Raw genomic sequence first — 25,481 nt, forward strand, 5'->3', positions numbered from 1 at the left:
CAGCATGTCCGGCATCGTCGTCCAGAATATCGAACGGGCGGACCTTAGCGTCGTCGACGGCCTCGCCAAATGCGGCGTCGCCACCGTCCATGAAGCGCAGGGCCGCACCGGCCTGCTCGCCTCGTACATGCGCCCGATCTATACCGGCGCGCGCATCGCCGGCAACGCCGTCACCATCTCCGCCGCGCCCGGCGACAATTGGATGGTCCATGTCGCGATCGAGCAGTTGAAGGAAGGCGACGTCCTCCTCCTCGCTCCCACCAGCCCCTGCACCGACGGTTATTTCGGCGACCTGCTCGCCACCTCGGCCCAGGCGCGCGGCTGCCGCGGTCTCATCATCGACGCGGGCGTGCGCGACGTGCGCGACCTCACTCAGATGAACTTCCCGGTCTGGTCGAAGGCGGTCCATGCCCAGGGCACGGTCAAGAACACGATCGGATCGGTCAACGTCCCCGTCATCTGCGCCAATGCGCTGGTCAATCCGGGCGACGTGGTGATCGCCGACGATGACGGCGTGTGCATCGTACCACGCGCCGACGCCGCTGCGGTCCTCGAAAAGGCGCAGGCCCGCGAAGCCGCCGAAGAAGCCAAGCGCGTCCGCCTCGCCGCCGGCGAACTCGGCCTCGACATCTATAATATGCGCCCGCGCCTGGAAGAGATGGGCCTGAAATATATCTGACCGCCTGCCCCCTGTCGCGTCCCCCTCTCCGTTCGGTTCGAGCTTGTCGAGAACCATCGCGCAGGGTTCTCGACAAGCTCGAACCGAACGGAGCTGTAGATGACAGCACATAGCCAATCCCCCGTCCTGTGGATGCGCGGCGGCACGTCCAAGGGCGGCTATTTCCTCGCCCAGGACCTGCCCGCCGACACCGCCGCCCGCGACGCCTTCCTGTTGCGCGTCATGGGTTCCCCCGACCCGCGCCAGATCGACGGCATGGGCGGCGCCGATCCGCTGACCAGCAAGGTCGCGGTCGTGAAAAAGTCACAGCGCGACGGCGTCGATGTCGATTATCTCTTCCTTCAGATCTTCGTCGACAAGGCGGTGGTCAGCGACGCGCAGAATTGCGGCAACATTCTCGCCGGCATCGGCCCCTTCGCGATCGAACGGGGCCTCGTCGCTGCGCAACAGGACGAAACCCGCGTCGCCATCTTCATGGAAAATACCGGCCAGATCGCCATCGGCACGGTGCAAACACCCGGCGGCAAAGTCCGCTATGACGGCGACGCCAAGATCGACGGCGTCCCCGGCAGCGCCGCCCCCATCCCGCTGGAGTTTCGCGACACCGCCGGCTCCTCTTGCGGCGCCCTTCTTCCCACCGGCAACGCCTTCGACGAAGTGGAGGGCGTGCGCGTCACCCTGATCGACAACGGGATGCCCTGCGTGGTGATGAAGGCGCAGGACGTCGGCATCACCGGCTATGAAGACCGTGACACGCTGGACAATGATACGGCGCTGAAAGCCCGTATCGAAAAAATCCGCCTTGCCGTCGGCGAACGCATGAACCTGGGCGACGTAACCGACAAGTCGGTGCCCAAGATGATGCTGGTCGCCCCGCCCCGCAACGGCGGCGCAGTCACGGTGCGCAGTTTCATCCCGCATCGCGCCCATGCTTCCATCGGCGTGCTTGGCGCGGTCAGCGTCGCTACCGCCTGCCTGGTCGAAGGATCGCCCGCGGCCGAGGTCGCTTCCATTCCCGGCGGCGATCGCAAGACGCTCTCGGTCGAACATCCGACGGGCGAAACGACCTGCGTCATGGAACTGGACGACAGCGGCGCCGTCACCAGCGCCGCCATGCTCCGCACCGCGCGTAAATTGATGGACGGCGTCGTCTTTTCTTAAACCAGAAACTAGGGCCTATCGCCCTGAGCCTGTCAAAGGGCCGAACGGAGTTGGAACCAATGACCCGCATCACCTCATGGCATGGCGCGCCCTCCAGGCCGCTCTATACGCCCCCCGCCGGCGCGATCGACGCCCATTGCCATGTCTTCGGCCCGATGGCGGACTTCCCCTTCAGCGCGAAGGCGAAATATCTGCCCGAAGATGCCGGCCCGGACATGTTGTTCGCATTGCGCGACCATCTGGGCTTCGCCCGCAATGTCATCGTCCAGGCGAGCTGCCACGGCACCGACAATAGCGCGACCCTGAACGCCATCGCAAAGGCGAACGGTAAGGCGCGCGGCGTCGCCGTGGTCGATCCGGCCATTTCCGATGCCGATCTCGCCGCCCTCCATGATGGCGGAATCCGCGGCATCCGCTTCAATTTCCTCAAGCGTCTGGTGGACGACGCCCCCAAGGACAAATTCCTCGACGTCGCCAAACGCCTGCCCGCCGGCTGGCATGTGGTGATCTATTTCGAAGCCGACATCCTCGAAGAACTGCGCCCGTTCATGGACGCCATCCCGGTCCCGCTGGTGATCGACCATATGGGCCGCCCCGATGTGACCCAGGGACCGGACGGCGTCGACATGAAGGCCTTCCGCGCCTTTCTGGAGAGCCGCGACGACATCTGGTTCAAGGCTACCTGCCCCGACCGGCTCGATCCTACTGGCGATCCCTGGAACGCCTTCGCCGACGCGGTCGCACCGCTGGTCGCCGACTATCAGGACCGCGTGCTGTGGGGCACCGACTGGCCGCACCCCAATATGCAGGACGATATTCCAGATGACGGCCATCTGGTCGATATGATTCCCCGCATCGCGCCCACCGCCGAACTCCAGCGCAAATTGCTGATCGACAACCCGATGCGCCTCTACTGGCCGGAAGAAGCATAAGTAATTGATATATAATGACAAGAGCGGCGCTGGTGGGCGCCGCTCTTGTCATTTCAATTGTCCAACTCGCCGTCTCAGTCGTCAATATTGCGGCGGAAGGTTTCCGGCATGAACAGCAGTCCGATGACCGCCGTCGCCGCCGCGATGACGACCGGATACCAGAGGCCGTAATAAATATCCCCGGTCGCCGCGACCATGGCGAAGGCGGTGACGGGCAGGAAACCACCGAACCAGCCCGCCAGATCGCCGACAGTCCTCTCTAGCGTGTGGACGCCAATCGGTCGAAAAGATGAAGGATTGGCGTTCGGGCGGAGAGCGTATAGGATCAAACTAGCTTAAATGGCCATATCGTTTAATATATCATATTATATCATTGATATTAGCTTATATATTCTAGCATATGATATCCATGGGAAGGTTGTCGTGTAGGGATGATTGCGACCAAGGGACCATGGACGATGTCACCCTACTCTCTCTCTACGCCGAAGCGCAGGCGGCGCTCGCACGGATCGAGGAGCGGCGACGGCTTAGCCCGGTGCGTCGCCCTTGGAAGATACGATGCTTCATCACCGAACGCCAGGCCTTGGCATGGCTCGATACGACATCGGTTGAGGCGAGCGCGTTCACGGTCGATGGCCGCGGCAGCGTTGGTGGAGCCGCCTACGACCTCACCCATTGGCGGCAAGCCGTCGGAGCGCCGGTAACGCTTGGTACGCTGCGTGCGGACAGCATCGGCCTTCTCGATTGGCTGGGCGTGCATGACGCCCCCGCCCCTGCTGGCCCGTGGGCAACCCCCGGCCTCCCGCTCGCAGACGTCCGACAGCGGGTCGCGCAATGGCAGGCGGAAGCGGCCACCCTGCCCCCCTCCCCTCCCCTGCTCCATGGCGCGCGCCTTGCCCTGGCATGGCGGCGCCGCGCACCGATCGGACGGGGCGATGCGGTGGCCAGCTTCCTGATCGGCGATCGCCACGGTCCGGGTCGATGGGATGCATCATTCGGTGGTCTCGTCGCCCTGGGCTTTCGGGCCAGCGGCGCCGCGTGGAAGATCGCCGACCCGGCCCAGTTCGATCGTCTATGGCTTCGAGCCATCGCCTTGGGCGCCTGCGATCATCTGGATCAGGAAGTTCGTCTGCGCGCCTATGCGGAGCGCGCCGCAGCCCATATCGCATCGCGTCGTCGGCCCGGCCGTCTGAAGGATGTATTGATGATGGCAATGTCGCGACCGTTTATCACCAGTCGACTCGTCGCCGATCAATTGAACCTGACTTCTGCCGGGGCGATCAAATTGCTGGGCATCGCAACCGACGCCGGACTCCTGCTAGAACGATCGGGGCAAAGCAGTTATCGCAGCTATATCATTCCGGTGAGCCACGCGCCGCACGCCTCTACCGCGCCAGATCCGCTTATTGATCCTCAAATCACCGATTTTTGGTCCGAAGCCTAGAAAAATAGTCCTCGCCAGAAGGCCGCTGAGGGCGATCGGCAACTCTCGACATGGGATTATATGCGGAGAGGAAGATGCCGCTGAGGGCGGCTCCTGCGGCCTCTATTCGCATTTTCAGCTTTTGTTCTCTGCGCCGGTCGAAATTTTTTTGTTCGAGCGCTCCGACCTCTCCCGGCGACCTGCGTCAAAGCAAGGACGACGTCGATTGCATTTGGCCCATACAGGCTGGCTAGCATCCATCTGGGCAACTCCGTGCCGATGCAGATCGCCAATCTATGTCGTCCACCAGATCCAAAAACACGTCTAAGCTCGCCCTCAACATCCTCTAACGTGAGATGCCCGTCTGCCTTTCGGGCTCGGCACTGAAATGGCGATACAAGGCAGAAGGGTCGATAGGGGTAGGGCGCGCGCGATGGCTTTTCACGCGATCATCGTGTTTTCAGAATCACGGCCACAGGGGCAATCGCAACATCATTTTATCGCCATCACGATCTGTCGCGCATCAGCAAAACGGTCAGACGCACGCTTTTCCCGCTATTATTAATGTCCGTTCGCACGGTCCGACAAGCGAATCAAAGCCAAGTCGCGCGATACTTCATCCGAAACACGCGATTCTGAAAACACGTCGATCGATAGCTGTCAGGGACGCAGCCGATATTTGTTGCGGCGGTGGTGTTCCTTCACGAAGCCATAAAAGCGTTTCGAATAGTTACGCGGCAGTTCATGCGGGTTTGCGCCAAGGAAAGCGTCGAATCGGCGCATCAACTCATCATAATCCCAGCCCGGAAAATCGCTGCGAATTGCGGCATGAATGTCGGCATCCAACATCTCGCGGGCGCGGCCACTGACCACCGGCGCACGACGCGCCTTGCTCTTGTCCGCACCCGGACTGCGCAATCCACCCGCCGCCTGCGCGATCAGCTTCATCGCCTGGCGCGGATCGATCATTGCGTCGATGTCATCGGGAGCCGCCTGAGCGGTGGGGGAGGGGAGGGGGGCGGCGCGCCCGGCACGGACCCGTTCGGCCATATGGCGGCGCATCACCATGCGCATCTTGGGCTTTGGACTATCGGGATTGACGACTTCCAGACTGATGTCCGGCAACTCGTTGGTGCGGGCCAGGTCGAGCAGTTTGCGCTTGAACACTGGATAGTTGCTTTCGCTGCCGCTTTTCTGATGCAGCGTTTCGAATCCGATGACGAAGCCGTCCGCGCCATTGCCGCCAGCATGTTTGCGCGACGCGCGGTAAAGCCATTTGCCCAGCCCGCTGGTGATCTCGAAATAGAGCGGCGATATGGCGAGCACATTGCGCTTGTCCATCACGCCGTCGAAGAACCATTTGGACAGGGTGATTTCCATGCCCAGAGATCGCTGCGTCCTCTCGTCTACCAAATGCGTATAGCTGTCGATCCAGGAGAAGGTTGTCTCCCGGCTCTTGGCGCTGGCGCGAATGTTGGTCTTGATCGTTGTCGCCTGTAACCGGTCGAGCGCGCTTACCAACCGTTCATAGGCCCGGCCGCTGGTGCCCCAGCAGATCCGCTTGAGCAGGTCGCCAGGCTGGAGCCGAATGACCGGAGTCAGGTCGTTCAGCCCGCGCTCGCGCAGTTCGTTCAAGTGCGACGCCAGATAGATCATGATGTCCGCATCCCAGATGGTCGCCATGCCATATGTCGGATTGGCGGAAACATGGACCGTCACCGACCTGTCGGGACTGATATATTCAATGGGCTTCACCCGCTTGCGTTTTGAAAGGCTGAAAAAAGGGCGCTGCATCGTCTCTTGGTAGTCGCGCAGCGAAATGTCGCTGAAATCGGGCAGGGTGAAGAACATTTCGAACTGGACCTTGCGCTCCTTCAGCGCCGTCTTAAGTTCGCCTTCATTCCCCACTGCATCATCCCGTTCCCGCTGTCCCCCCAAGGGGAAATTTGCATAACAAACTGAAATATAAGGGTTATTCCGCTATTTTCAGCTTTTCATCCCCGCATGATCGCCTGTCAACGTCGTCTCGCGCTCCGAATTCGCGCTGCATCGATCACCGGCCGCAATGCCTCCAATATCGCATCGGTCGACAGGTCGGACGGTGTAAGCGACAGCATCAATATCTTCTGCTGGTCTTTCACCACCTCGCCGATCGCTTTGCCATCGCCAACCGCGATCGCCGCCTTCTGCACGCGCCCCTTGACAGTGACGGCCTTGAGCAATCGGCCCATCACCTCGGCGCCCGCGATGGGCTGCTCGTCGCCCGACCGACGGAAACTCTGCTCCGACGAAATCTGTTCGGCCGCGGCCTCCAGCTTCGTCCGGCTGGCCGGATCACGCAGTAAGGGCAGAAGCCGCTCGCCATATTTGGCTTGCAAATCCATCGGTGAATGGAAGGCGCTGACTAGGAAGGGGGGGATCTCGGTCAGGGCGATATAGCGCGACAATTGCGATTTGGAGATTTTCAACCGCTCGGCCATCCGCAACTGAACGCCGCCATAGAAGCGATCGACCGCCGCCTTATAATTGACGCCCCGCTCCAGGTCGGAAATATCCTCCCGCTCGCGATTCTCGATGTCGGCCAGCCGGAACGCCGCCTCATCGTCTAGATCTTCGATGATTGCGATCAGGTCAATGTCGGGATAATGATTGCTGTTGAGCCAGCTGATCGCCCAGTGCCGCCGCGTCCCTGTCACCAGTTCATAGGGCAGGAGGCCATTGGGCGTACGCCGCACCACCGCGGGAATACGATTGCCGCCTTCCGCCAACACCGAATCGATCAGGCTGCGCAGCCGATGTTCGTCCAGCAACGTATAGTCGCGCGCATTGCCTGGCCAGATCGAACATTCCGCAGGCTTTAACCGGATGGTCGGTCGCTTCACGATTCGCGCGGCTTCGCCAAAAGCTTCCAGGCGCTTATTGGTGAAATTGACGCGCCCGGCTGTGGCCGTCGCTTCCGCTTCTGTGGGCGCGATAGGCGCCGGTTCATTAGCGACGGCGGCCAGCGCCTCGCTGATCAGTGACCGCCGGCTCATGCCGCCACGCTCACGCCAGCATCGACGCCGGTCAGGCTGGTCGATGGCCATTGTTGGCGGATCTGCTGCTCGACTTCCCCGAACACCGCGTCCAGATTGTCGCGGCATCGCGTATAGGTTTGGTGCGATGCCGACGGCTTGGATTCATAGATGGATCGAAACGCCTGCGTTGCGTTCTTGATTTCTTCGGACGCCAATATGGGTTGCCCCAGCAACAGCCCGGCATAGGTCGCCTGCATGATCCGCCACATGTCATTCTCGCCCGGCTTGTTGGGCGAGAAGGTCGAACATACGACGCGGATGAAGCCATAATTGACCGGCGTGCCATTTTGTTCGAGAATCTCGATATTGTCCGCGATCGTGTCCATGAAATGGATGGTCGACAGATAATCCAGTTGGCGCGCCGGCACCGGGATCAGCAATCCCGTCGCCGCGGCCATCACGTTGAGCCCCAGGAAACCCATGGCTGGCGGCGGGTCGAGCAGGATGACGTCGAAATCCTTGGTCACGCTGGCGATGCCGATACGCAGCGCTTGCAAACTTTCGCGCACTGCCTGCCCGCCTTCGCGCAGGGTAGAGGTCAAATCCCATTCCGCGTCTTGCAGACCCAGGCTCGACGGCACGATCTTGATCGTCGGCCAGGGCGTGTCACGAATGGTTTCGGCAAAATTGCTGAAGGTGCTGCGCGGGGACAGGAACGCGCCAAGCGTCTGGTCGTCGTCGATCAGCGTTTCGGGCTGGATGTCGAACATAGTGGTGGTCGACGCCTGCGGATCGCAATCGATCACCAGCACGCGATAGCCATGCAGCGCCAGATAATCGGCCAGATGCTTGGTGATCGTGCTTTTTCCGACGCCGCCCTTGAAATTCTGCACCGCCAGCACGACCGCATCCTCGTCCGGTTGCTTGCCGACATGGATGCCCAACGCTTCACGAATCTGGGTCAGATCTTCCAGCGTATAATAGCGACGGCCATTGGGCAGTTGCTTGGGCTGGGGCAGGCGCCCCTTGGATTCCGCCTTGGCCAAAGCCTCCGGCGTGCGTCCGATCAATTCGGCCGCGACGGTCGGGCCGAATGTGATGTCGAGCGTCTTGTGCGCGTCGGGACGGAACACGATCGTCTTGATATGATCGCGCATTTGCTGACATGCTGTCGTGACGTTGCGCAGCGTGTTGACGGTAAACGACATAGCGCCCCTCATAACCGAATCATGACGATAAACTGGTTGGTGTTTTATGCGCTCAATATCGAACGAAAGTCAAACCGATCGATAAGTGCCGCTACGAAGGCGTCCCTCATCTGCTGCGGTGCGTCAAAAGACAACCGGAAGGTGAAGCACAGCGGGAAGGGATTGGACCTGGTTGATAGCCCTTCAACCTTTAACCGTGGCATAGCCTGTGGGGCCAAGCGGCTTTAGGGATTTTATTGACGGATTAGAGGGGTTAACCGATCAAAATCCGGTTTAAAACCCGCAAAATAACGCGAGTCGCCAATGAAGCCCAAAATCCGATCCCACGTTCATGACCGTGCGATAACACGCCACGATGATTCCGAAAGCACGATCGATCAGTTGTGATAGCACGTCACATCATGGCGCCGATCTCAACGATCGGGGACCGCCTTGGCGCTGTCCTCCACACCGATATCCATAATCTCTGGCGATGCGGGATCATAGCGTCGCCAGCCTGGTAGCTCGCCGCCATTGGGATCGCCCTTCTGCACGAAATTGACCAGATAGCGGCTGCTGATCCGGGCGATCGCGCGATCCGTGGCCGTCGTCGCGGCGCCATATTTCACTGCGACCGTATCGAAGAAATAGGGGATTTCGCTGGCATGACCCGCGCCCTTCGTCTCCCCGTTCCGCAGCGCCTGTGCGACATAGGAAAAGCGATAATGATAGGTCGGCACGCGCGCCCGCGCGAATAGCTGCGCCATCGTGCGGGCGCCTGTCACCATCGGCCCGGCCGGCCCGCCAATATCGTCGCTCGTCGCGCCGATCATCACCGGCGCCTTGGCGAAACGTCCCGCCCGATAGGCGTCCAGACTGTCCACCGCGACGCGGCCGTCGGCGATCGGGCTGCTATGGGTGCGCGGGCCGCTCGCAAAGAGCGCCGCAAGGTTCAGCCCATCGACCACGGCGTCAGCGGGCAACGCCCGCAATTGCGCCAGCGCTTGGGGATCGTCTGGCGCTATCCCCTTCTTTCGCCCGAACGCCGCGCCGATCGCCTCGGCGGCCGCCAGCGTAGCGTCGCCCATCGGCATCGGTCCGCCGGACTGGATCACCGCCTTGTGGAACAGCCCCTGAGCCATTGGCGAGGTCAGCAACGCATGGATCGACATGCCGCCCGCGCTTTCGCCGATGATGGTGACGTTGGTCGGGTCGCCGCCGAATGCCGCGATATTGTCCTGCACCCAGCGCAGCGCCGCGATCTGGTCCATATAGCCATAATTGGCCAGCCGCCCCTCGTCCGCATCCGCTTTGGTCAGTGCGGGATGCGCAAAAGTGCCAAAGCGCCCCAGCCGATAATTGAAGCTGACCACCATGATGCCCTGCCGCGCCAGCGCCACCCCCGCATAGGTCGACGGCGACGAACCGCCATTGACGAAGCCGCCGCCATAGATCCACACCATCACAGGCAGCTTGGCTGTCCGCCGCTGCGGTTTCCATACATTCATATAAAGACAATCCTCCGCCGGCGGCGTGCCGAGCGGCGCGGCATCGCTGGGGAAGGGGAGTTGCATACAGTCATGGCCGTACAGGCTGGCGTCGCGCACGCCTTGCCAGGGCGTCACTGGCTGCGGCGCGCGCCACCGCAGATCGCCCACCGGCGGCGCGGCGAAGGGAATGCCCTTGAAGGCGACGACGTCCTCTTCATTGACCCCGCGCAGCGCGCCATCCGCGATGGTGATGACCGGCGCCGTGTCCGACCGCGCGCTGGCGACGGGCGCGGTCAGGGCAGCGGCCAACAGCAAGGCGCGCAAGGGCAAAGCCATTTCTTTCTCCCATCGTTCAAGGCAGCGGCATCGCCACGACCCGGTCCTTGCGCGCCGACAGTAGCGCCGCCTCGATGACTTCCTGCACCGCCACCGCTTCGTCCAGCAAAATCGGCGCAACGCTGCCGCGTGTCCATGTATCGGCCATCTGCCGATAAAATTGTTCCTGGCATCCCCTCGTCGCCGGACGCAACGTCATCCCGCCATCGCGGTCATATACTGCGACCGGATCGGAATCGACGCCCCACCCGGCGTCGCCCGGCCGCATCCCGCCGATCAACTGCGCCTCCTGCGGATCAATCCGCCGTTTGATCAGCGATCCTTTATCACCATGCACGGCGAAGCGCGGTCTCCCGCCGCCGCCATCATCCGGCGCATTCAGGCTGGCGTGCAACACGACGCGCATCCTTTCATAGCGCAGCACCACATGCGCCCAATCGTCCGCGCCCGATCCGGGGCGCAGCGCGACGATATCGGCGCTCACCGCCAGCGGCCGCCCGAACAGCGCCAGCGCCTGATCGACCAGATGCGGCCCCAGGTCGAACCACACGCCCGATCCGGCCGACCCGTCTTCGCGCCAGCGGTCGCGCACTTCCGGCCGAAATCGGTCGAAATGCGACTCGAAATGCGTCACCTGACCGATTGCGCCTTCCTCTATCGCGGCCCGGATGCTGAGAAAATCGCTGTCGAACCGGCGATTGTGAAACACCGCCAATCGCCGTCCGCTGCTCCGGGCCAGCGCTGCCAGCGCCTTTGCCTCGTCCAGCGACAGGGCGAAGGGCTTGTCCACCACCACATGCTTGCCCGCCCGCAGCGCATCCGCCGCAATCGCTGCATGTGTCGCACTCGGTGTCGCAACTACCACCGCTTGTATAGCCGGGTCGGCCAGCAGATCGGCCGTGAGCGCCACGCAGGGGATCGCCGGGTCGAGCGCCGCGACCGCCTCGGCCCGGCTGGTGACGATCGCCGCCAGTTCCAGTCCCGGCGCGGCGCGGATCAGCGGCGCATGAAAGACGCGCCCCGCCATGCCATAGCCGATCAGGCCGACCCGGATCCGCGCCGTCAAGATGGCAATGCCTCGGCAACCACCGGCGCCAGCTTGCCGACGATGACGGTCACGCCCTTGTCATTGGGGTGAATGCCGTCGGGCAGTTGCAGCGCCCGGTCGCCGATCACCCCGTCCAGCATGAAGGGATAAAGCGTCGCATCATATGTGCGCGCCAGATCGGGGAAAATGGGGTTGAATGCTGCGGCATAGTCCGGCCCCATATTGGGCGACGCCATCATGCCCGTCAGCAGCACCGGGATGCCGCGCTTCTTCAGTTCCGCCAGGATCGCGTTCAGATTGGTCCGCGTCTCGGCGGGAGCAAGCCCGCGCAGCATATCGTTGCCGCCCAGCCCCACCAGCATCAGGTCGGGCTTGCGCGGTAATCCGTCCAGTGTAAACGTCAATCTCGCCAGCCCCGCAGCAGTCGTATCGCCCGATACCCCGGCATTGACCACCCGCGCCTTCACGCCGCGCGCCTTGAGCGCCGCTTCCAGCACCGGGGCCAGCCCCTTGTTCTGGTCCAGATTATAGCCGGCATAAAGGCTGTCGCCGAACGCCACCACAAGCCGCTCGTCGGCTGCCGGCGTCGCCACTATCGCCGCGTCAACGGCCTGCTGCTCATGCCCGACCGGCGCTGGCGCCGCTGCTTTATCCGAACAAGCCACCGCCAGTTGGACAATCAACGCCAACGCCCCATATTGCATCCACCTGCCCGCCAAGGAGCGCTCCTTTCCATGCATTTGCCCATCGATCCCACCACTATCGCGATCCGCGCGCAGGATGTCATCCTTTCGCTGGGAACGCGCGACGCGCCGGTGGCGATCCTCAAGGGCGTCGACCTCACCATATTGCGCGGCGAAAGTCTGGCCATCCTGGGCGCATCTGGATCGGGCAAAAGTTCGCTGATGGCGGTGCTGTCGGGCCTGGAGCGCGCCAGCGGCGGCAGCGTCAGCGTGGGCGGCGTCGATTTCGGCGCGCTGGACGAGGACGCTTTGGCCCGCGCCCGGCGTGGCCGCATCGGCATTATTCTGCAAAGCTTCCACCTGCTCCCCACCATGACCGCGCATGAAAATGTCGCCGTGCCGCTCGAACTGGCGGGTCATGCCGATGCCTTCGATCGCGCGGCCGACGAACTGCGCGCCGTGGGCCTGGGCCATCGGCTCGACCATTATCCCGCCCAATTATCGGGCGGCGAGCAGCAGCGCGTCGCCATCGCCCGCGCCGTCGCGCCGCGCCCCACCCTGATCTTCGCCGACGAACCGACCGGCAATCTCGACGTCACGACCGGCGCCACCATCATGGACCTGTTGTTCGAACGGCGGCGGGCGGCGGGCGCGACCCTGGTCATCATCACTCATGATCCGACACTGGCCGAACGCTGCGGCCGGATCGTGGAAATGCGCGACGGCCTCATTGTCTCGGACCGCGCCGCATGAACGCCATCGGTTGGGGCGCAAGCTGGCGCATCGCCCGGCGCGACCTGCATCTGGGCTTTCGCGGGCTGCGGCTGCTGTTCCTCTGCCTGTTCCTGGGCGTCGCCACGCTCGCCGCGATCGGCAGCCTGACCGCCGCGATCACGCAGGAACTCAGCGATCGGGGCCGCAACTTGCTGGGCGGCGACATCGAAATCGCCATGACCCAGCGCGAAGCGCGGCTGGGCGACAAGGAAGCCTTTCGCCAACTCGGCACGCTCAGCGAAACCATCCGCCTGCGCGCTATGGCTCAGCATGAAGGGCAGGGCAGGGGGGATGCCCCGCCTGCCGTGCTGACCGAATTGAAGGGCGTCGATGCCGTCTATCCGCTTTATGGCACGCTTGCGCTGCGGCAGGGCGCTTATCGCCCGCTCGACCCCGACCATATCCTGATCGGCGATGCCTTGGCGGAGCGGCTCGACGTCCGCCCCGGCGACCGGCTGCGCTACGGCGTCGCCAGATTCACCGTCGCGGCCATCATCGCCGACGAACCCGATCGCTTGGGCGAAGGCTTCACTCTTGGTCCGGTCGCCATCGTTTCGCTCGACGGCCTGCGCCGAACCGGCCTGATCCAGCCGGGCAGCCTCTATTCCGCCAAATATCGCATCCGCCTCGCCCCCCGTTTCGACGCCGCGACCGTGCGCGCCGACATGGAAAAGGCGCACGATGCCGACGGCTGGACCCTCAAGGACCGGGATCGCGCCGCGCCCGGCGCCAATCGCTTCATCGATCGAATGGGGCAGTTCCTGTCGCTGATCGGCCTCGCCGCGCTGGTCATCGCCGGCATCGGCGTCAGCAACGGCGTCGCCTCCTATCTCGCGGCCAAGCGCGGCGGCATCGCCACCTTGAAGGTGCTGGGCGCGACCGCGACCGACATCGGCCGCATCTACCGGATGCAGGTCGGCGCGGTCGCCCTGCTCGGCATCGTGACGGGCCTGATCGTCGGCGCGCTCTTGCCGCCGCTGATCGTCGCGCTGGCGGGCGACGTCCTGCCGGTCAGCCCCGGCTTCCGGCTCCACCCGCTGCCGCTATTGACCAGCGCCGCCTATGGTCTGCTGATCGCCTTCCTCTTCACCTTCCCGCCGCTCGGCCGCGCCCGCACCCAGCCGGCCGCCGCTATCTTCCGCGGCGCGGTGGAAAGCGGTAGCGGTACCGACCGGCGCAGCCTGGCCGCCATGGCCGGAGCGGGCGCGCTGCTGGTCGCCTTGGCGCTGCTGACCGCGCGCGAATCGCTCTTCTCCGCCGCCGTGCTCGGCGCGACGGCCGCCGTCCTGCTGCTGCTGCTCGGCCTCGGCTGGGCCGTCCGCCGCCTCGCCCTCATCGCTCCGCGCCCGCGTCGTCCGCTGCTCCGCCTCGCCGTCGCCAATCTCCATCGCCCCGGCGCGCAGACCGCCGCGCTCATCGTCGCGCTCGGCCTCGCGCTCACCCTGTTTGTGACGCTGGCGGGTATCCAGACCAGCCTCGACAGCGAAATCCGCAACGTCGTGCCGGAAAAAGCGCCCAACCAGTTCGTCCTCGACATCCCCTCGGCGCAGGTCGGCCGCTTCCGCACCATCGCGATGCGCCAAGCGCCCGAAGCGGAGCTTAACATCGTCCCGTCGCTGCGCGGCACGATCGTCGCCTATGGCGCTCAGCGCGTCGCCGACCTCAAGGAACTACCCGAAGGCGCCTGGTTCCTGCGCGGCGAACGCGGCGTCACCTACAGCGCCGTCCTGCCGCAGGGCAGCGATCTGACCGCCGGTCAATGGTGGCCGCGCGACTATGCCGGCCCGCCGCTCGTCTCGCTTGATGAGGAAGCGGCGAAGGTCATGAATATCGGCATCGGTGACACGCTGACCGTCAGCATATTGGGGCGTGAGATCACAGCGCGCATCGCGTCGCTGCGCAAGGTCAACTGGGACACGATGGGCTTCAACTATATATTGGTTTTTTCGCCCAACGCGCTGGCCGCAGCACCCCATAGCATGACCGCGACCATCACCATGGACCCCGGCCGCGACGGCGGCATGACCCGCGCGCTGCTGTCGGCCTTCCCCGGCATATCGGTGATCGCGGTCGGCGACGTCATCGATCAGGTCGGCACGATCATGACCCAGATGTCGCGCGCGATCGTTGCCGCTGCCTCGGTGGCGATCCTCGCGGGCATCGCCGTGCTGGTCGGCGCGATCGCCGCCTCGCGCCAGGCGCGCAGCTACGACAGCGTCATCCTGAAGACGCTGGGCGCGACCCGCTGGCAGATATTGGGCGGCCAGGCGCTTGAATATGGCCTGCTCGCATCCATGCTGGCGCTCGTCGCGCTGGCGCTCGGCACGACCGCCGCCTGGTTCGTCATCGTGCGCATCTTCGACTTCACCTGGTCGCCCGACTGGGCAGTGGTGCTGGCGACGCTGGGCGGCGGCGCGCTGCTGACTTTGGGCATCGGTCTTGCCGGGGCCATCCCGCTCATGTCGGTCCGCCCGGCGCGCGCGCTGCGGCAGTTGTAGCGGCCTGACCTGCGGCAAACGGCAGAGCGCACGGCCAGGCCTTGCGCTCTTGGCGCATAGTGCCGCGCGCACCGGATATCCTGCCCCCTTCCATTCTCTCCAAGGAGGGTCGGCATGACCAGCACCGCAACCCAAACCCGCACCCGTTCCTTCATCGACCTGCGCGCCTGGGCGGCCGATGCGCGTCCCGCCACGCCGTCGGCCGATCCCTTCCTGACCGCGCGCGCAGACCTGCCGCTGGCGGACGGGCCGATCAGCGTCGGCCTCATCGCGCTGCCGCAGGGGGCGGGCGAAGTAACGCTGCTGCCCGCCGAAGAATTTATCATCGTGGAATCTGGCGCGTTGCGCATCGAACAGAGCGGCGCCAGCATCGCTCTGGCCGAAGGCGCCAGCATGCTCCTGCGCGACGGCGCGGCCTTCACCTGGTCTGCGCAAGCCGACACCCGCCTGCTGTTCTGCGCCGCCGCGGCGGTCCGGCCGGCGACGGCGCGATCATCCCGGTCGACACCGACGCCCCGCTCGAACCTTCAGGTGCGCCTTTGGCCGAACTGCTGGTTGGCCCGACGCCGCAATGCCGCAACCATGGCGATTACAAGTCGTCGGATGGCGAACTCATGGTCGGCACCTGGGATTCGACACCCTATTATCGGCGCGCCATGGCCTATCGCCATTATGAACTCATGTATCTGCTCGACGGCGGCGTCACCTTCATCGACGCAGCCGGAACCGAAGGCACGTTCGTCAAGGAGGACATCTTTCTGGTGGAACAGGGCGCCAGTTGCAGCTGGGACAGCCAGGTCCATGTGAAGAAAGTCTATTGCATCTACCGCCCGGCCTGAAACGCCTCGCGGCGTTCGCTAAACATCAGTGTTCCCGCGCAGGCGGGAACATGCTATTCTATATTCACCCCATCGGATCGAGCGTCCCCAGCCAGCCCACCAGCCCGATAATGGCTACAGCCGCGCTTGTTTCCACCAGCAGCGACAGCCGCAGATGCGCGATCGCACGTTGCGGGGTCCCGCTCTCCAGCATCGGCGTCAGGCGCCAGCGGTTCAGTCCCGCCAGCCCCAGCATCACCCCGAACAGCGCCAGCTTGGCGCCCAGCAGCCAGCCATAAAGGCTCCCCGCCAGCTCCGGCAATTGCGCCAGCCCCACGATCATCGCGCCATTGATCGCTCCACTGACCAGCAACGTGCCGACGATCAGCGTTCCCATCAGGGCGAAGCGCGATAGCATCTTGGCCACGCGCCGTATCGCCGCCGTCGTCGGCCGCAGCGTCAGCACGGCATGGCACAACACCACCAGCGCGCCGATCCACCCCGCCGCCGCCCAGATGTGGGCGATATCGGCGACGCGATGGACAGTCCCGGCGATATCCTCGGTCGCCCCCGCATGGCCGGTCCAGGCCAGCGTCGCCGCCGCGACGGCAGCGGCTACTAACGTCAGTCGCGGGCGGTTCAAGCCCGTAAAAACCAGCGCCAGCAACAGCGCGCCACCACGCACCGTCAGCACCGGGCCGATCGGCGTCATGGTCAACAAAATCTGCGCGCTGACCCAATCCGGGGCCGTGATCGGCGTGCCGGTCATCGCGGCGACGCTCGCCATCAGCCACAGCGCGGACAGCGCTATGCCCCCCAGCGCCAGCGCCACTAACACACGCCGGTCCCCCGCCATGCCCATCACCCACCAGAACAGCGGCAGTCCCATGAGCAGGGCAAGGTCGATCATCAGCGCAAACCGCGCGCCGATCAAAGCCCCTTCGATCATTACTTGACCTTGAAGCTGTAGCCGCCTTCCATCTTATGTTGGTCCGCGCCCACGATATGCCATTTCAAGTCATAGCTGCCGGCGGGCAGGGCGCGGGGAAAGGTCAGCGTCATGGTCTTGCCCTCGACCGCGGTCTTGAAACCCTTGATTGGCATGGCGGGATGGTCGCTCATGCCGGGCATCCCGGTCATCACCAGCTCAGCGCCGCTCATCGGCGCCAGGAAAGTCTCGGAAAAAGTAAGCACCAGCTTGGTCGGCTTGGCCACGGTCGCATTGGCGGCAGGGGTGGACGACAACAGCTTGCTGTGCGCGCTCGCAACGCCCGGCAGGGCCAGCGCGAAAGCGGCGGCGGCGGTCAGGAACAGGCGGGTCATATCGGCATCTCCAACAGATGGGTGGGACAGGGGGTATCAGGGGGATTTACGCATGGACTTGCCGGACCCCTCGCCCCATGCGCATAATTTTTACGCCTCGTGCCATGAGGGATGCACGTCCCCCGCGCGTATGCGGGAATGAGGATGGAGACGATGATGACCGATCTGGATCAGTTGCTGGGCACGGTGCGCGCGATGCCGACCGATGCGCGGCTTGCGGACATGGACGTCGCGGTGATGGGCGGGCTCGCCGAACGCCGCGACCGGATGACGGCGCGGCGCAGCCTGGCGCTCGCAGGGCTGCTCGCGATCGGCATCGGCTGGGCCGGCAGCATCGTGCCGTCCGCACCCGCGCAAGCCGCGCCCATGCCGATCGGCATGTCCGACTATGCGCCGTCGCGCCTGCTCGGCCAGTGACCCTGCGCCGCTACGCGCTGGTTGCGCTGGTCGCCTTCGCCGCCGCGCTGGCGGCGGTGCTGGTCGCACGCACCTGGCTCGCACCCACGCCGCGTGTGGAAAGCGAAGTCCACGCCCTGCTGCACCAGCGGATGACGCTCGACGCCGCGCAGGAACAGCGCATTCACGCACTGGAAGCCGCGTTCGCCACCCGGCGCGAAGCACTGGAGGCGGAAATGCGCGCCGACAATGAACGGCTCGCCGCCGCGATAGAGGGCGAACATGGCTATGGCCCCAAAGTGGCCGAAGCGGTCGACCGCTCGCATCATGTCATGGGGCAACTGCAAAAGGAAACGCTCCAGCACATCTTCGCGATGCGCGGCGTGCTGCGGCCCGATCAGGCGGCGCAATTCGACGCCGCCATCGTCAAGGCGCTGACCCAGCCCGCCCGGTGAGTGCGGCCGACTCCGAACCCGAAGACCGGACGCTTGCTACCCGCGCGCTGGCGGGGCATCAGTCCGCCTATGGCGCGTTGATGGCGCGCCACCGCGACGCCGTCTGGCGCCTCGCTCGCGGCCATGTCGGCGATGGCGATGAGGCGCTCGACATCACGCAGGAAACCTTCGTCGCCGCTTTCGCCGCGCTCGCCCGCTATGATGGCGCTCGCCCGTTCCGCGTCTGGATCGCGCGCATCGCGCTCAACAAATGCCGTGACTGGGCGCGCCGCCGCACGGTGCGGCGCTTCTTCGCCTTCGCCAAACCGCTCGACGACGCGCTCGATATCGCCGCGCCCGACGCCACGCCGGAGGAAGCCGCCCATTCCCATCGCGAAGTCGCGCGCATCAACGCCGCCATCGCCAGCCTGCCCGCCAATCTCAAGGACGTGCTCCTTCTGCGCACCATCGAACAGATGAGCCAGGCGGACGCGGCGCAGGTGTTGGGCATCACCGAAAAAGCGGTCGAAACCCGCCTCTACCGCGCCCGCGCAAAATTGACCGAAATTTTGAGGGATTAGCCGCCCACCCGCGTATGACAGGGCATGACGAACCCCATCGCCCTCGATCGCCGGACCCTCATCAAAAGCGCCGCGGCGCTCAGCCTCGCGGAGGCTTTCCCCGCCTGGGCGCGCAGCGGCACGGCGGGCCTGCGCCCAGCACCCGGCGTCCTGTCGGGCGACCATATTGCGCTCACCGTGGGGGAAAGCCATTTCGGCACCGGGGGCCGGTCCGCCCATGCGATTACGATCAACGGCACCGTCCCTGCGCCGCTCATCCGCTTGAAGGAAGGGCAGCGCGTCCAGATCGCCGTCACCAACAGGCTGAAAGAGGACACCTCGATCCACTGGCACGGCCTGATCGTCCCCTTCCAGATGGACGGCGTGCCGGGCGTCAGCTTCCCCGGCATTCGTCCGGGCGAAACCTTCACATACGACTTCCCCATCCGCCAGTCTGGCACCTACTGGTATCACAGCCATTCGGGGATGCAGGAGGCGATGGGCCATTATGGCCCGATCGTCATCGACCCCGCCGGGGTCGATCCGGTGCAGGCGACGCGCGAACATGTGATCGTGCTGTCCGACTGGTCGCCGGTCCATCCGCATGTGCTGCTCAAACGCCTCAAGCAGATGGGCGGCTATCATAATTTTCAGCGTCAGACGCTTGCTGGCCTGCTCGCGGGCAAGGACCAGAGCCTTAAGGAGCGCATGGACTGGGGCAAGATGCGTATGGACCCCACCGACATTTCGGATGTCACCGGCTCCACTTACAGCTTCCTCATCAACGGTCACGGCACGCCGGAAAACTGGACCGGCCTGTTCACGCCCGGCGAGCGCGTCCGCCTGCGCATCGTCAACGCATCGGCCATGACCAATTTCAACGTCCGCCTGCCCGGCCTGCCGATGACCGTGGTCCAGTGCGACGGCCAGCATGTCCAGCCGGTCGACACCGACGAGTTCCAGATCGGCATCGCCGAAACCTATGACGTCATCGTCCGGCCGGCCGAGGCGAAAGCCTATGGTCTGATCGCCGAAGCCATCGACCGCTCCGGCCAGGTCCGCGCCACCCTCGCGCCGCAGCTTGGCATGGTCGCGTCGGTCCCGGACCTGCGCAAACGCCCGCTGCTGACCATGAAGGATATGGGCATGGACATGTCCGGCATGGATATGGGGCAGGGGGGCGTGATCGACCTCAGCCAGCCCGCCAATGACAGCATGTCCGGCCACAGCATGAAAATGCTCGACCCGTCGGTCGCCCCCGACGTGCCGATGGGACCGGGCGTCGCGACCCTCTCCGCCATGCCCGCCGATCGCACCGCGGATCGGCCGACGGGTCTGGAGGATGTCGATCATCGCGTCCTCACCTATGCGGGCCTGCGCGCGCTGGAACCCAATCAGGACATCCGCACTCCCACCCGCACGCTCGACATCCACCTGACGGCGAACATGGAACGCTATATGTGGTCCTTCGACGGGGTGAAGCTGTCCGACGGCGCTGACCCTATTGCCTTCCGCCACAATGAACGGGTCCGCGTCACCCTCATCAACGACACGATGATGCCGCACCCCATCCACATCCACGGCCATTTCTTCCAATTGCTGACCGGCGACGATCCGCTCCACAACCCGCGCAAGCATACGGTGAACGTCCTGCCCGGCGGCAAGGTCAGCTTCGATCTCACCGCCGATGCGCTGGGCGACTGGGCCTTCCACTGCCACATGCTGATGCACATGCACGCCGGGATGATGCGCGTCGTCACGGTCCGTCCCGCGGAGGACGCGGCATGAAGCGCCTGATCGTCGCCACCCTGCTGGCCGGCATCGCAACGCCCGCGGTCGCGCAGGACCATAGCCAGATGGACCATAGCGCCCATCAGATGCCGCATCCGGAAGCGGCTCCGGCCGCCCCAGAACCCGCCGATCCGCACGCCGGCCATAGCGACCCTGCGCCAGCCGAACCGTCCAACCCCCATGCCGGCCACGCCATGCCCGCATCCGATGACGCGGTGCCCAAAGGCGTCGCGCCTCCGATCCCCACCGATCACGCCGCCGATGCCCTCTACGATCCCGCCACCATGGCCAGCGCCCGCGCCGCCATGACGAAGGAAAATGGCGGCATGACTTTCTCCCAGCTCATGATCGACCGCTTCGAATATCGCGCGCAAAAGGGCGCGGACGGCTATGCATGGGAAGGGGAAGGCTGGATCGGCGGCGACATCAACCGCCTCGCCATCAAGTCGGAAGGGGAGGGCGTCATCGGCGGCCGCCTGCACCAGGCAGAATTCCAGGCGCTTTATAGCCGCGCGATCGATCCCTGGTGGAATATCGTCGCGGGCGTCCGCCAGGATTTCCGCCCCCAGCCCCAACGCACCTATGCCACCATCGGCATCGAAGGCCTCGCCCCCTATTGGTTCGAACTGGAGGCGCAGGCCTTTCTCTCCGACAAGGGCGACGCTCATCTGCGGGTCGAAGGCAGCTACGACCAGCGCATCACCCAGCGCCTCGTCCTGCAACCCGCCGCCGAAGTGAATATCGCCGCGCAGGACGTGCCGGAACTCGGCGTCGGGTCCGGCCTCTCGACCATCGAACTGGGCCTGCGCCTGCGCTACGAAATCGCCCGCGAATTTGCGCCCTATATCGGCGTCAATTGGGAACGCAGCCTCGGCGACACCGCCCGTTACGCCCGCGCGGCGGGGGAGGGGGCGTCTGCCACCAGCCTGGTGATGGGCATCCGCTTCTGGTTCTAATGCAAGTCATGTCGGCATAAGCTGCCGCATCCCGGCAATAATTTGTCATCAACGCGGCGACCGGTGACAGGCTTCGCGCAATCGCGCCGTACCGCCCGTCTAGTCTCTGCCCGATACCGCAAAACGGATGAGGGTAGATGCTGCGTTCCGCCTGTCTGGGCTTGTCCTTCCTGAGCGCGCTGGTGATGGCGTCGCCGGCCGCCGCCCAGGCGGACGATAGCGGCGCATGGGCGCTTAGCGGCGGCTTCGATCTCATCGAATTGCGCGCCGGCAAGGGCGACGATGTTTTCCTGTGGGACGGCACTTTCTCCCTCGGCAACGCCACCGACCAGTTGATGCTGGTGACGCAGGGCGGCGGGGCGCTCGGCAACCAGATCGACGAAGTGCAGGCCCGGCTTTTCTACGGCCGCACCATCGGCAATGCGACGCTGCTGGTGGGCGTGCGCAAGGATTTCACCCTCCATCCGCGCGACCTCCACGCCATCATCGGCGTACAGGGCAATGTCGGCACGCGCCTCAGTTGGGAAAGCTACGCCTTCCTGTCGGACAATGGCCGGCTGACCGGCGAGGGGCAGATCGTCTATCAACTGCCGATCACCGACAGCCTCTATCTGGAACCGCGCGTCGGCGTCGGCTGGTCGGCGCAGGGGGTGGCGGTGGATGCCGTGGAATGGGGCTTTACGGAGGGGGAGGGGACGCTGCGCCTGCGCTATCGGCTGACACCCAAGCTCAACATCTATACGGCGGTCGTCCATGAACGACTGCTCGCCGGCACCCGCCGCCTCGCTCGCGCTCAGGGCGACACGCTGCAATCGACCATGGCGGTGATCGGCTTCGGCTTCAGCTTGTAATTTCTACAGATGTTCCCGCCTGCGCGGGGGCACGCAGCGCTCTATTCACCCAACGCCAAATGCCGCTCCGCCAGCGCGACATGCAGCCTGATACCCAGTTCCAGCACATCGTCATTGAAATCATAATGCGGATTATGCAGCGGTGCGGACCCCTCCACCTTCGCCTGACCAAGCCAGATATAGGCGCCCTTGCACGCCTGGAGCATGAAGGCGAAATCCTCCGACGTGAAGGCCGGATCGGGCGCCAGTTGCGCGACGCCCACCGTCGCTGCGGCGTCCAGCGCCTCCTGCGCGGCTTCCGCGTCGTTGATCGTCGCGGGATAGTAGCGCTGGTAATCGACCGTCGCCGTCAGTTCGCCCGCCAGCGCTACCCCCGCCACGATCTGTCGGATCGAATCCTCGATCCGATCCTGGACGGCCGGATCGAATGTGCGCACGGTGCCTGAAACCGTCACCAGTTCGGGGATCACATTATGCGTATGCCCGCCATGGATCTGTGTGATGGACAGCACGGCCGACGCTGTCGGCGCGATCCGGCGGGACACGATGGCGTTCAATTGCTGCACCAATGCTGCTGCAGCAAATATCGCGTCCGGCGTATCCTGCGGTATCGCCGCATGGCCGCCGCGCCCTTCCAGGCGAATCTCGAACTTGTCGGCCGCGCCCATGATAGGGCCGGGCCGCGTTGCGATCGTGCCGGCCGGCAGGTCGGGCCAATTGTGCAGCCCGAACACCCGGTCGCAGGGAAAACGCTCGAACAGCCCTTCATTGACCATCTCCCGCGCGCCGCCCTGGCCTTCCTCGGCCGGCTGGAAGAAGAAATTGACCGTGCCGTCAAAATGGCGGCTCCGCGCCAGATGCTGCGCGGCCCCCAGCAGCATCGCGACATGCCCGTCATGACCGCAGCCATGGAAGGTGCCGGGCGTCGTGCTGGCATAGGGCAGGCTGGTCTGCTCCTGGATCGGCAAAGCGTCCATGTCCGCGCGCAGCCCGATGCTGCGCGAAGACGTCCCGTTGCGCAGCACCCCGACCACGCCGGTTCGGCCGATCCCCTCATGCACCTCCAGCCCCAGCGCGCGCAGTTGCTCGGCTATGCGACCCGCGGTGCGATGTTCGCAGAAACCCAGTTCGGGATGGGCGTGAATGTCGCGCCGGAACGCGACGAGCGGTTCGATCAGGTCGGCAATGTCGGTCATGCTTGGAAACTTAGCCCTATCGTTGCTCGCCGAACAGATGCTGGATCGGATAATGATGTTTGATGAAGGGCGACTTGATCACGACATAGCTGAAATATTTCTCGATGCCGTAATCGCTTTCCAGCATCCCTTCGATAATCGACTGATAATGGCCCACGCCGCGCGTCACGAATTTCAGCAGATAGTCATAGCCGCCGCTGACCAGATGACATTCGACGATCTCGTCCAGCTTGCGGATGCGTGTCTCGAACCGCGAAAAGTCGCCCGCGCGATGCTCGGTCAGCGTCACTTCGGTAAAGACCGTCAGATATTCGCCCAGCTTGTGCAGGTTGATATGCGCGCCATAGCCGGTGATGTAACCGGCCTTCTCAAGCCGCTTGACTCGCGTCAGGCAGGGACTGGGGGACAGGCCGACCGCATCGGCCAGCTCGACATTGGTGATGCGGCCTGATTGCTGAAGCTGTGTCAGGATCTTGAGGTCGATCCTGTCCAGTCTGGGTCCGCCCAACATATCCTTTGCTCCCCCTTTTTATCCCAGCGCCGCGCGAATATCCGCTTCTTCGAGCAGATCGTCCAGCGTCTTGGCGATGCGGGCGAATATCTCGTCCATCTCGCCGTCGCTTGCGCAAAGCGCGGGCGCCAGGCCGATGATATTGTCGGCGAACGCGCGGAAGATGACGCCATTGTCATAGGCTTTGGCGAACAAGCGGTCGGCCAGTTTCAGGCCCGGATCGAACCGCGCCTTGCTGCCCTTGTCCGCGACCAGCTCGATCGCGCCCAGCAGGCCCCGTCCGCGCGTATCGCCCACCATGGGATGATTGGCCAGGCCAGCCAGCCCGGCGTCGAAGCGCGTGGCGACCCTTTGCCCGTTCGCCAATATGCCGCCATCGGTATAGAGGCGCAGCACTTCCAGCCCGACGGCCGCGCTGACCGGATGGCCCGAATAGGTCGCGCCATGGCCGATCGCGACTTCGGGCGCCGCGCCATTGGCAATGCCCTCATAGACCTTGCCCGACATCAGCAACGCCCCCATCGGCACGTAACCGGCGGTCAGCCCCTTGGCCAACGTCATCAGGTCTGGCGTCACGCCTTCGGCTTCGCACGCGAACATGGGGCCAGTGCGGCCAAAGCCGGTGATGACTTCATCGGTGACGAACAGGATGTCGAGCTGCGTGCAAGTCTCGCGCATCGCTTTGAGCCAACCGACGGGCGGCACGATCACGCCGCCCGATCCCTGGATCGGCTCGCAGAAGAAGGCGGCGACATTGTCCGCGCCCAGCTGCGCCACCTTGTCCTTCAATTCCTGCACCGACCGCGCGATGATCGCGGCGTCGTCGCCCTCCAGATCGCTGCGATAGGGATAGGGCGACGCGATATGATGCTGCCAGCGCAATGGCAGGTCGAAGCCACGATGGAAATTGGCCAGCGCGGTCAACCCTGCACCCGTGCTGCTCGACCCGTGATAGCCGCGCTCCAGCGCGATGAACTGCTTCTTTTCCGGCTTGCCGATCGCGTTGTGATAATGGGTGATGTATCGGATCGCGCTGTCCACGGCGTCCGATCCGCCCAACGTGAAATAGACATGGTCCAGTCCTTCGGGGCTCAGGTCCACCAGTTGCTGCGCCAGCTTCACCGCCGGCTCGCTGCCAAAATGGAAATAGCCTGTCGCGTAGGGCAGGCGGCGCATCTGCTCGGCCGCTGCCTCGGCGATGCTGTCCTGACCATAGCCGACATTGACGCACCAAAGGCCGGCAAAGGCGTCGATCAATTCCCGGCCCTCGACATCCTTCAACCACATCCCCTTGCCGCTTTCCAGCAGCAGCGCGCCATGCGCTTCATGCCCGCGGAAGGAAGTGACCGGATGGATCAGATGGTCGCGGTCGATGTCCAGAAGGGACCGATTGGAATGCAGCGTCATCTTAGGGGCT

General features: G+C 64.3%; 25 protein-coding genes. 13 read left to right on the forward strand and 12 right to left on the reverse strand.

Going from position 1 to position 25,481, the window contains the following annotated elements; genetic code table 11:
* Positions 1 to 4 precede the first annotated feature (4 nt).
* From ligK to V473_RS20180, 3 genes are all read left to right on the forward strand, one after another.
* Positions 5 to 679 carry a 4-carboxy-4-hydroxy-2-oxoadipate aldolase/oxaloacetate decarboxylase gene (gene ligK, locus V473_RS20170; protein ID WP_066609217.1) on the forward strand — a complete coding sequence of 225 codons (675 nt, stop codon included), beginning with the start codon at positions 5 to 7 and terminating at the stop codon, positions 677 to 679.
* Positions 680 to 778: 99 nt separating this feature from the next.
* Positions 779 to 1,840, forward strand: coding sequence for a 4-oxalomesaconate tautomerase (locus V473_RS20175; protein WP_066609105.1), 1,062 nt, complete (start codon positions 779 to 781; stop codon positions 1,838 to 1,840).
* Between the two features lie 59 nt (positions 1,841 to 1,899).
* Complete coding sequence (locus V473_RS20180) at positions 1,900 to 2,772, forward strand: amidohydrolase family protein (protein ID WP_066609106.1); 873 nt, start codon at positions 1,900 to 1,902, stop codon at positions 2,770 to 2,772.
* A 74-nt stretch (positions 2,773 to 2,846) separates the two neighbouring features.
* Here the strand turns inward: V473_RS20180 and V473_RS20185 are convergent, their stop codons facing one another.
* Positions 2,847 to 3,101, reverse strand: coding sequence for a hypothetical protein (locus V473_RS20185; RefSeq protein WP_066609107.1), 255 nt, complete (start codon positions 3,099 to 3,101; stop codon positions 2,847 to 2,849).
* A gap of 122 nt (positions 3,102 to 3,223) precedes the next feature.
* Between V473_RS20185 and V473_RS20190 the strand changes: the two genes are divergently transcribed.
* Positions 3,224 to 4,216 carry a hypothetical protein gene (locus V473_RS20190; protein WP_066609108.1) on the forward strand — a complete coding sequence of 331 codons (993 nt, stop codon included), beginning with the start codon at positions 3,224 to 3,226 and terminating at the stop codon, positions 4,214 to 4,216.
* 639 nt (positions 4,217 to 4,855) lie between these two features.
* Here the strand turns inward: V473_RS20190 and V473_RS20195 are convergent.
* The 6 genes from V473_RS20195 to V473_RS20220 form a co-directional block, all read right to left on the reverse strand.
* On the reverse strand, positions 4,856 to 6,103 hold the full coding sequence (locus tag V473_RS20195; protein ID WP_244884553.1) for a replication initiator protein A: 1,248 nt from the start codon (positions 6,101 to 6,103) through the stop codon (positions 4,856 to 4,858).
* Positions 6,104 to 6,210: 107 nt separating this feature from the next.
* Positions 6,211 to 7,230, reverse strand: a complete 1,020-nt coding sequence (locus V473_RS20200; RefSeq protein WP_066609110.1) for a ParB/RepB/Spo0J family partition protein — start codon at positions 7,228 to 7,230, stop codon at positions 6,211 to 6,213.
* Positions 7,227 to 8,420, reverse strand: coding sequence for an AAA family ATPase (locus V473_RS20205; protein WP_066609111.1), 1,194 nt, complete (start codon positions 8,418 to 8,420; stop codon positions 7,227 to 7,229). The genes V473_RS20200 and V473_RS20205 overlap by 4 nt, the downstream gene beginning before the upstream one ends.
* 413 nt (positions 8,421 to 8,833) lie before the next feature.
* Positions 8,834 to 10,225 (reverse strand): carboxylesterase/lipase family protein, encoded by a 1,392-nt coding sequence (locus V473_RS20210; RefSeq protein WP_066609112.1) that lies wholly within the window; start codon positions 10,223 to 10,225, stop codon positions 8,834 to 8,836.
* 16 nt (positions 10,226 to 10,241) lie between these two features.
* Positions 10,242 to 11,291 carry an oxidoreductase gene (locus tag V473_RS20215; RefSeq protein WP_148648476.1) on the reverse strand — a complete coding sequence of 350 codons (1,050 nt, stop codon included), beginning with the start codon at positions 11,289 to 11,291 and terminating at the stop codon, positions 10,242 to 10,244.
* Positions 11,288 to 12,013, reverse strand: a complete 726-nt coding sequence (locus tag V473_RS20220) for an arylesterase (protein ID WP_066609114.1) — start codon at positions 12,011 to 12,013, stop codon at positions 11,288 to 11,290. The genes V473_RS20215 and V473_RS20220 overlap by 4 nt, the downstream gene beginning before the upstream one ends.
* On the opposite strand from V473_RS20220, the gene V473_RS20225 reads away from it, so the two are divergent.
* The 3 genes from V473_RS20225 to V473_RS24475 all read left to right on the forward strand — a co-directional run bounded on the left by V473_RS20225 (position 12,008) and on the right by V473_RS24475 (position 16,067).
* Positions 12,008 to 12,709, forward strand: a complete 702-nt coding sequence (locus V473_RS20225) for an ABC transporter ATP-binding protein (protein ID WP_066609115.1) — start codon at positions 12,008 to 12,010, stop codon at positions 12,707 to 12,709. The genes V473_RS20220 and V473_RS20225 overlap by 6 nt on opposite strands.
* On the forward strand, positions 12,706 to 15,228 hold the full coding sequence (locus V473_RS20230; protein WP_066609116.1) for an ABC transporter permease: 2,523 nt from the start codon (positions 12,706 to 12,708) through the stop codon (positions 15,226 to 15,228). Before V473_RS20225 ends, V473_RS20230 begins: the two co-directional genes overlap by 4 nt.
* 539 nt (positions 15,229 to 15,767) lie before the next feature.
* On the forward strand, positions 15,768 to 16,067 hold the full coding sequence (locus tag V473_RS24475) for a cupin domain-containing protein (protein ID WP_244884555.1): 300 nt from the start codon (positions 15,768 to 15,770) through the stop codon (positions 16,065 to 16,067).
* Between the two features lie 64 nt (positions 16,068 to 16,131).
* Here the strand turns inward: V473_RS24475 and copD are convergent, their stop codons facing one another.
* Both copD and copC read right to left on the reverse strand, forming a co-directional pair.
* Complete coding sequence (gene copD, locus V473_RS20240; RefSeq protein WP_066609117.1) at positions 16,132 to 16,995, reverse strand: copper homeostasis membrane protein CopD; 864 nt, start codon at positions 16,993 to 16,995, stop codon at positions 16,132 to 16,134.
* Positions 16,995 to 17,369 carry a copper homeostasis periplasmic binding protein CopC gene (gene copC, locus V473_RS20245; protein ID WP_066609118.1) on the reverse strand — a complete coding sequence of 125 codons (375 nt, stop codon included), beginning with the start codon at positions 17,367 to 17,369 and terminating at the stop codon, positions 16,995 to 16,997. The genes copD and copC overlap by 1 nt, the downstream gene beginning before the upstream one ends.
* A 153-nt stretch (positions 17,370 to 17,522) precedes the next feature.
* Here copC and V473_RS20250 point away from each other — a divergent pair, with 153 nt between their 5' ends.
* From V473_RS20250 to V473_RS20275, 6 genes are all read left to right on the forward strand, one after another.
* Positions 17,523 to 17,786 carry a hypothetical protein gene (locus tag V473_RS20250; RefSeq protein ID WP_244884557.1) on the forward strand — a complete coding sequence of 88 codons (264 nt, stop codon included), beginning with the start codon at positions 17,523 to 17,525 and terminating at the stop codon, positions 17,784 to 17,786.
* Positions 17,783 to 18,220, forward strand: a complete 438-nt coding sequence (locus V473_RS20255; RefSeq protein WP_066609119.1) for a periplasmic heavy metal sensor — start codon at positions 17,783 to 17,785, stop codon at positions 18,218 to 18,220. Before V473_RS20250 ends, V473_RS20255 begins: the two co-directional genes overlap by 4 nt.
* A complete protein-coding gene (locus V473_RS20260; RefSeq protein WP_066609120.1) occupies positions 18,217 to 18,780 on the forward strand; it encodes an RNA polymerase sigma factor in 564 nt (187 codons plus the stop codon). The genes V473_RS20255 and V473_RS20260 overlap by 4 nt, the downstream gene beginning before the upstream one ends.
* Before the next feature lie 24 nt (positions 18,781 to 18,804).
* Positions 18,805 to 20,547 carry a copper resistance system multicopper oxidase gene (locus V473_RS20265; RefSeq protein ID WP_066609121.1) on the forward strand — a complete coding sequence of 581 codons (1,743 nt, stop codon included), beginning with the start codon at positions 18,805 to 18,807 and terminating at the stop codon, positions 20,545 to 20,547.
* Positions 20,544 to 21,506 (forward strand): copper resistance protein B, encoded by a 963-nt coding sequence (locus tag V473_RS20270; protein ID WP_066609122.1) that lies wholly within the window; start codon positions 20,544 to 20,546, stop codon positions 21,504 to 21,506. The genes V473_RS20265 and V473_RS20270 overlap by 4 nt, the downstream gene beginning before the upstream one ends.
* Positions 21,507 to 21,643: 137 nt before the next feature.
* Positions 21,644 to 22,357 (forward strand): copper resistance protein B, encoded by a 714-nt coding sequence (locus V473_RS20275; RefSeq protein ID WP_066609123.1) that lies wholly within the window; start codon positions 21,644 to 21,646, stop codon positions 22,355 to 22,357.
* 41 nt (positions 22,358 to 22,398) lie between these two features.
* Here the strand turns inward: V473_RS20275 and V473_RS20280 are convergent, their stop codons facing one another.
* Genes V473_RS20280 through V473_RS20290 form a run of 3 tightly spaced genes read right to left on the reverse strand, consistent with a single transcriptional unit; the run spans position 22,399 to position 25,471 of the window.
* Positions 22,399 to 23,553: a M20 aminoacylase family protein gene (locus tag V473_RS20280; protein ID WP_066609124.1), complete on the reverse strand. Its 1,155-nt coding sequence runs from the start codon at positions 23,551 to 23,553 to the stop codon at positions 22,399 to 22,401.
* A gap of 16 nt (positions 23,554 to 23,569) precedes the next feature.
* Positions 23,570 to 24,064, reverse strand: coding sequence for an Lrp/AsnC family transcriptional regulator (locus tag V473_RS20285; protein WP_066609125.1), 495 nt, complete (start codon positions 24,062 to 24,064; stop codon positions 23,570 to 23,572).
* Positions 24,065 to 24,082: 18 nt separating this feature from the next.
* Entirely contained in the window at positions 24,083 to 25,471 is a 1,389-nt protein-coding gene (locus V473_RS20290; protein WP_066609126.1) for an aminotransferase class III-fold pyridoxal phosphate-dependent enzyme, read from the reverse strand.
* Between the last annotated feature and the right edge of the window lie 10 nt (positions 25,472 to 25,481).

The sequence above is a fragment of the Sphingobium cupriresistens LL01 genome (genome assembly GCF_001046645.1).
Lineage (GTDB): Bacteria > Pseudomonadota > Alphaproteobacteria > Sphingomonadales > Sphingomonadaceae > Sphingobium > Sphingobium cupriresistens.

What these genes read in the sequence shown, in the direction of transcription:
- ligK (WP_066609217.1), top strand. Translation starts at nt 5, where the DNA reads ATGTCCGGCATCGTCGTCCAGAATATCGAACGGGCGGACCTTAGCGTC.
- V473_RS20175 (WP_066609105.1), top strand. Translation starts at nt 779, where the DNA reads ATGACAGCACATAGCCAATCCCCCGTCCTGTGGATGCGCGGCGGCACG.
- V473_RS20180 (WP_066609106.1), top strand. Translation starts at nt 1,900, where the DNA reads ATGACCCGCATCACCTCATGGCATGGCGCGCCCTCCAGGCCGCTCTAT.
- V473_RS20190 (WP_066609108.1), top strand. Translation starts at nt 3,224, where the DNA reads ATGGACGATGTCACCCTACTCTCTCTCTACGCCGAAGCGCAGGCGGCG.
- V473_RS20200 (WP_066609110.1), bottom strand. Translation starts at nt 7,230, where the DNA reads ATGAGCCGGCGGTCACTGATCAGCGAGGCGCTGGCCGCCGTCGCTAAT.
- V473_RS20205 (WP_066609111.1), bottom strand. Translation starts at nt 8,420, where the DNA reads ATGTCGTTTACCGTCAACACGCTGCGCAACGTCACGACAGCATGTCAG.
- V473_RS20210 (WP_066609112.1), bottom strand. Translation starts at nt 10,225, where the DNA reads ATGGCTTTGCCCTTGCGCGCCTTGCTGTTGGCCGCTGCCCTGACCGCG.
- V473_RS20225 (WP_066609115.1), top strand. Translation starts at nt 12,008, where the DNA reads ATGCATTTGCCCATCGATCCCACCACTATCGCGATCCGCGCGCAGGAT.
- V473_RS20220 (WP_066609114.1), bottom strand. Translation starts at nt 12,013, where the DNA reads ATGCATGGAAAGGAGCGCTCCTTGGCGGGCAGGTGGATGCAATATGGG.
- V473_RS20230 (WP_066609116.1), top strand. Translation starts at nt 12,706, where the DNA reads ATGAACGCCATCGGTTGGGGCGCAAGCTGGCGCATCGCCCGGCGCGAC.
- copD (WP_066609117.1), bottom strand. Translation starts at nt 16,995, where the DNA reads ATGATCGAAGGGGCTTTGATCGGCGCGCGGTTTGCGCTGATGATCGAC.
- copC (WP_066609118.1), bottom strand. Translation starts at nt 17,369, where the DNA reads ATGACCCGCCTGTTCCTGACCGCCGCCGCCGCTTTCGCGCTGGCCCTG.
- V473_RS20250 (WP_244884557.1), top strand. Translation starts at nt 17,523, where the DNA reads ATGATGACCGATCTGGATCAGTTGCTGGGCACGGTGCGCGCGATGCCG.
- V473_RS20265 (WP_066609121.1), top strand. Translation starts at nt 18,805, where the DNA reads ATGACGAACCCCATCGCCCTCGATCGCCGGACCCTCATCAAAAGCGCC.
- V473_RS20270 (WP_066609122.1), top strand. Translation starts at nt 20,544, where the DNA reads ATGAAGCGCCTGATCGTCGCCACCCTGCTGGCCGGCATCGCAACGCCC.
- V473_RS20275 (WP_066609123.1), top strand. Translation starts at nt 21,644, where the DNA reads ATGCTGCGTTCCGCCTGTCTGGGCTTGTCCTTCCTGAGCGCGCTGGTG.
- V473_RS20280 (WP_066609124.1), bottom strand. Translation starts at nt 23,553, where the DNA reads ATGACCGACATTGCCGACCTGATCGAACCGCTCGTCGCGTTCCGGCGC.
- V473_RS20285 (WP_066609125.1), bottom strand. Translation starts at nt 24,064, where the DNA reads ATGTTGGGCGGACCCAGACTGGACAGGATCGACCTCAAGATCCTGACA.
- V473_RS20290 (WP_066609126.1), bottom strand. Translation starts at nt 25,471, where the DNA reads ATGACGCTGCATTCCAATCGGTCCCTTCTGGACATCGACCGCGACCAT.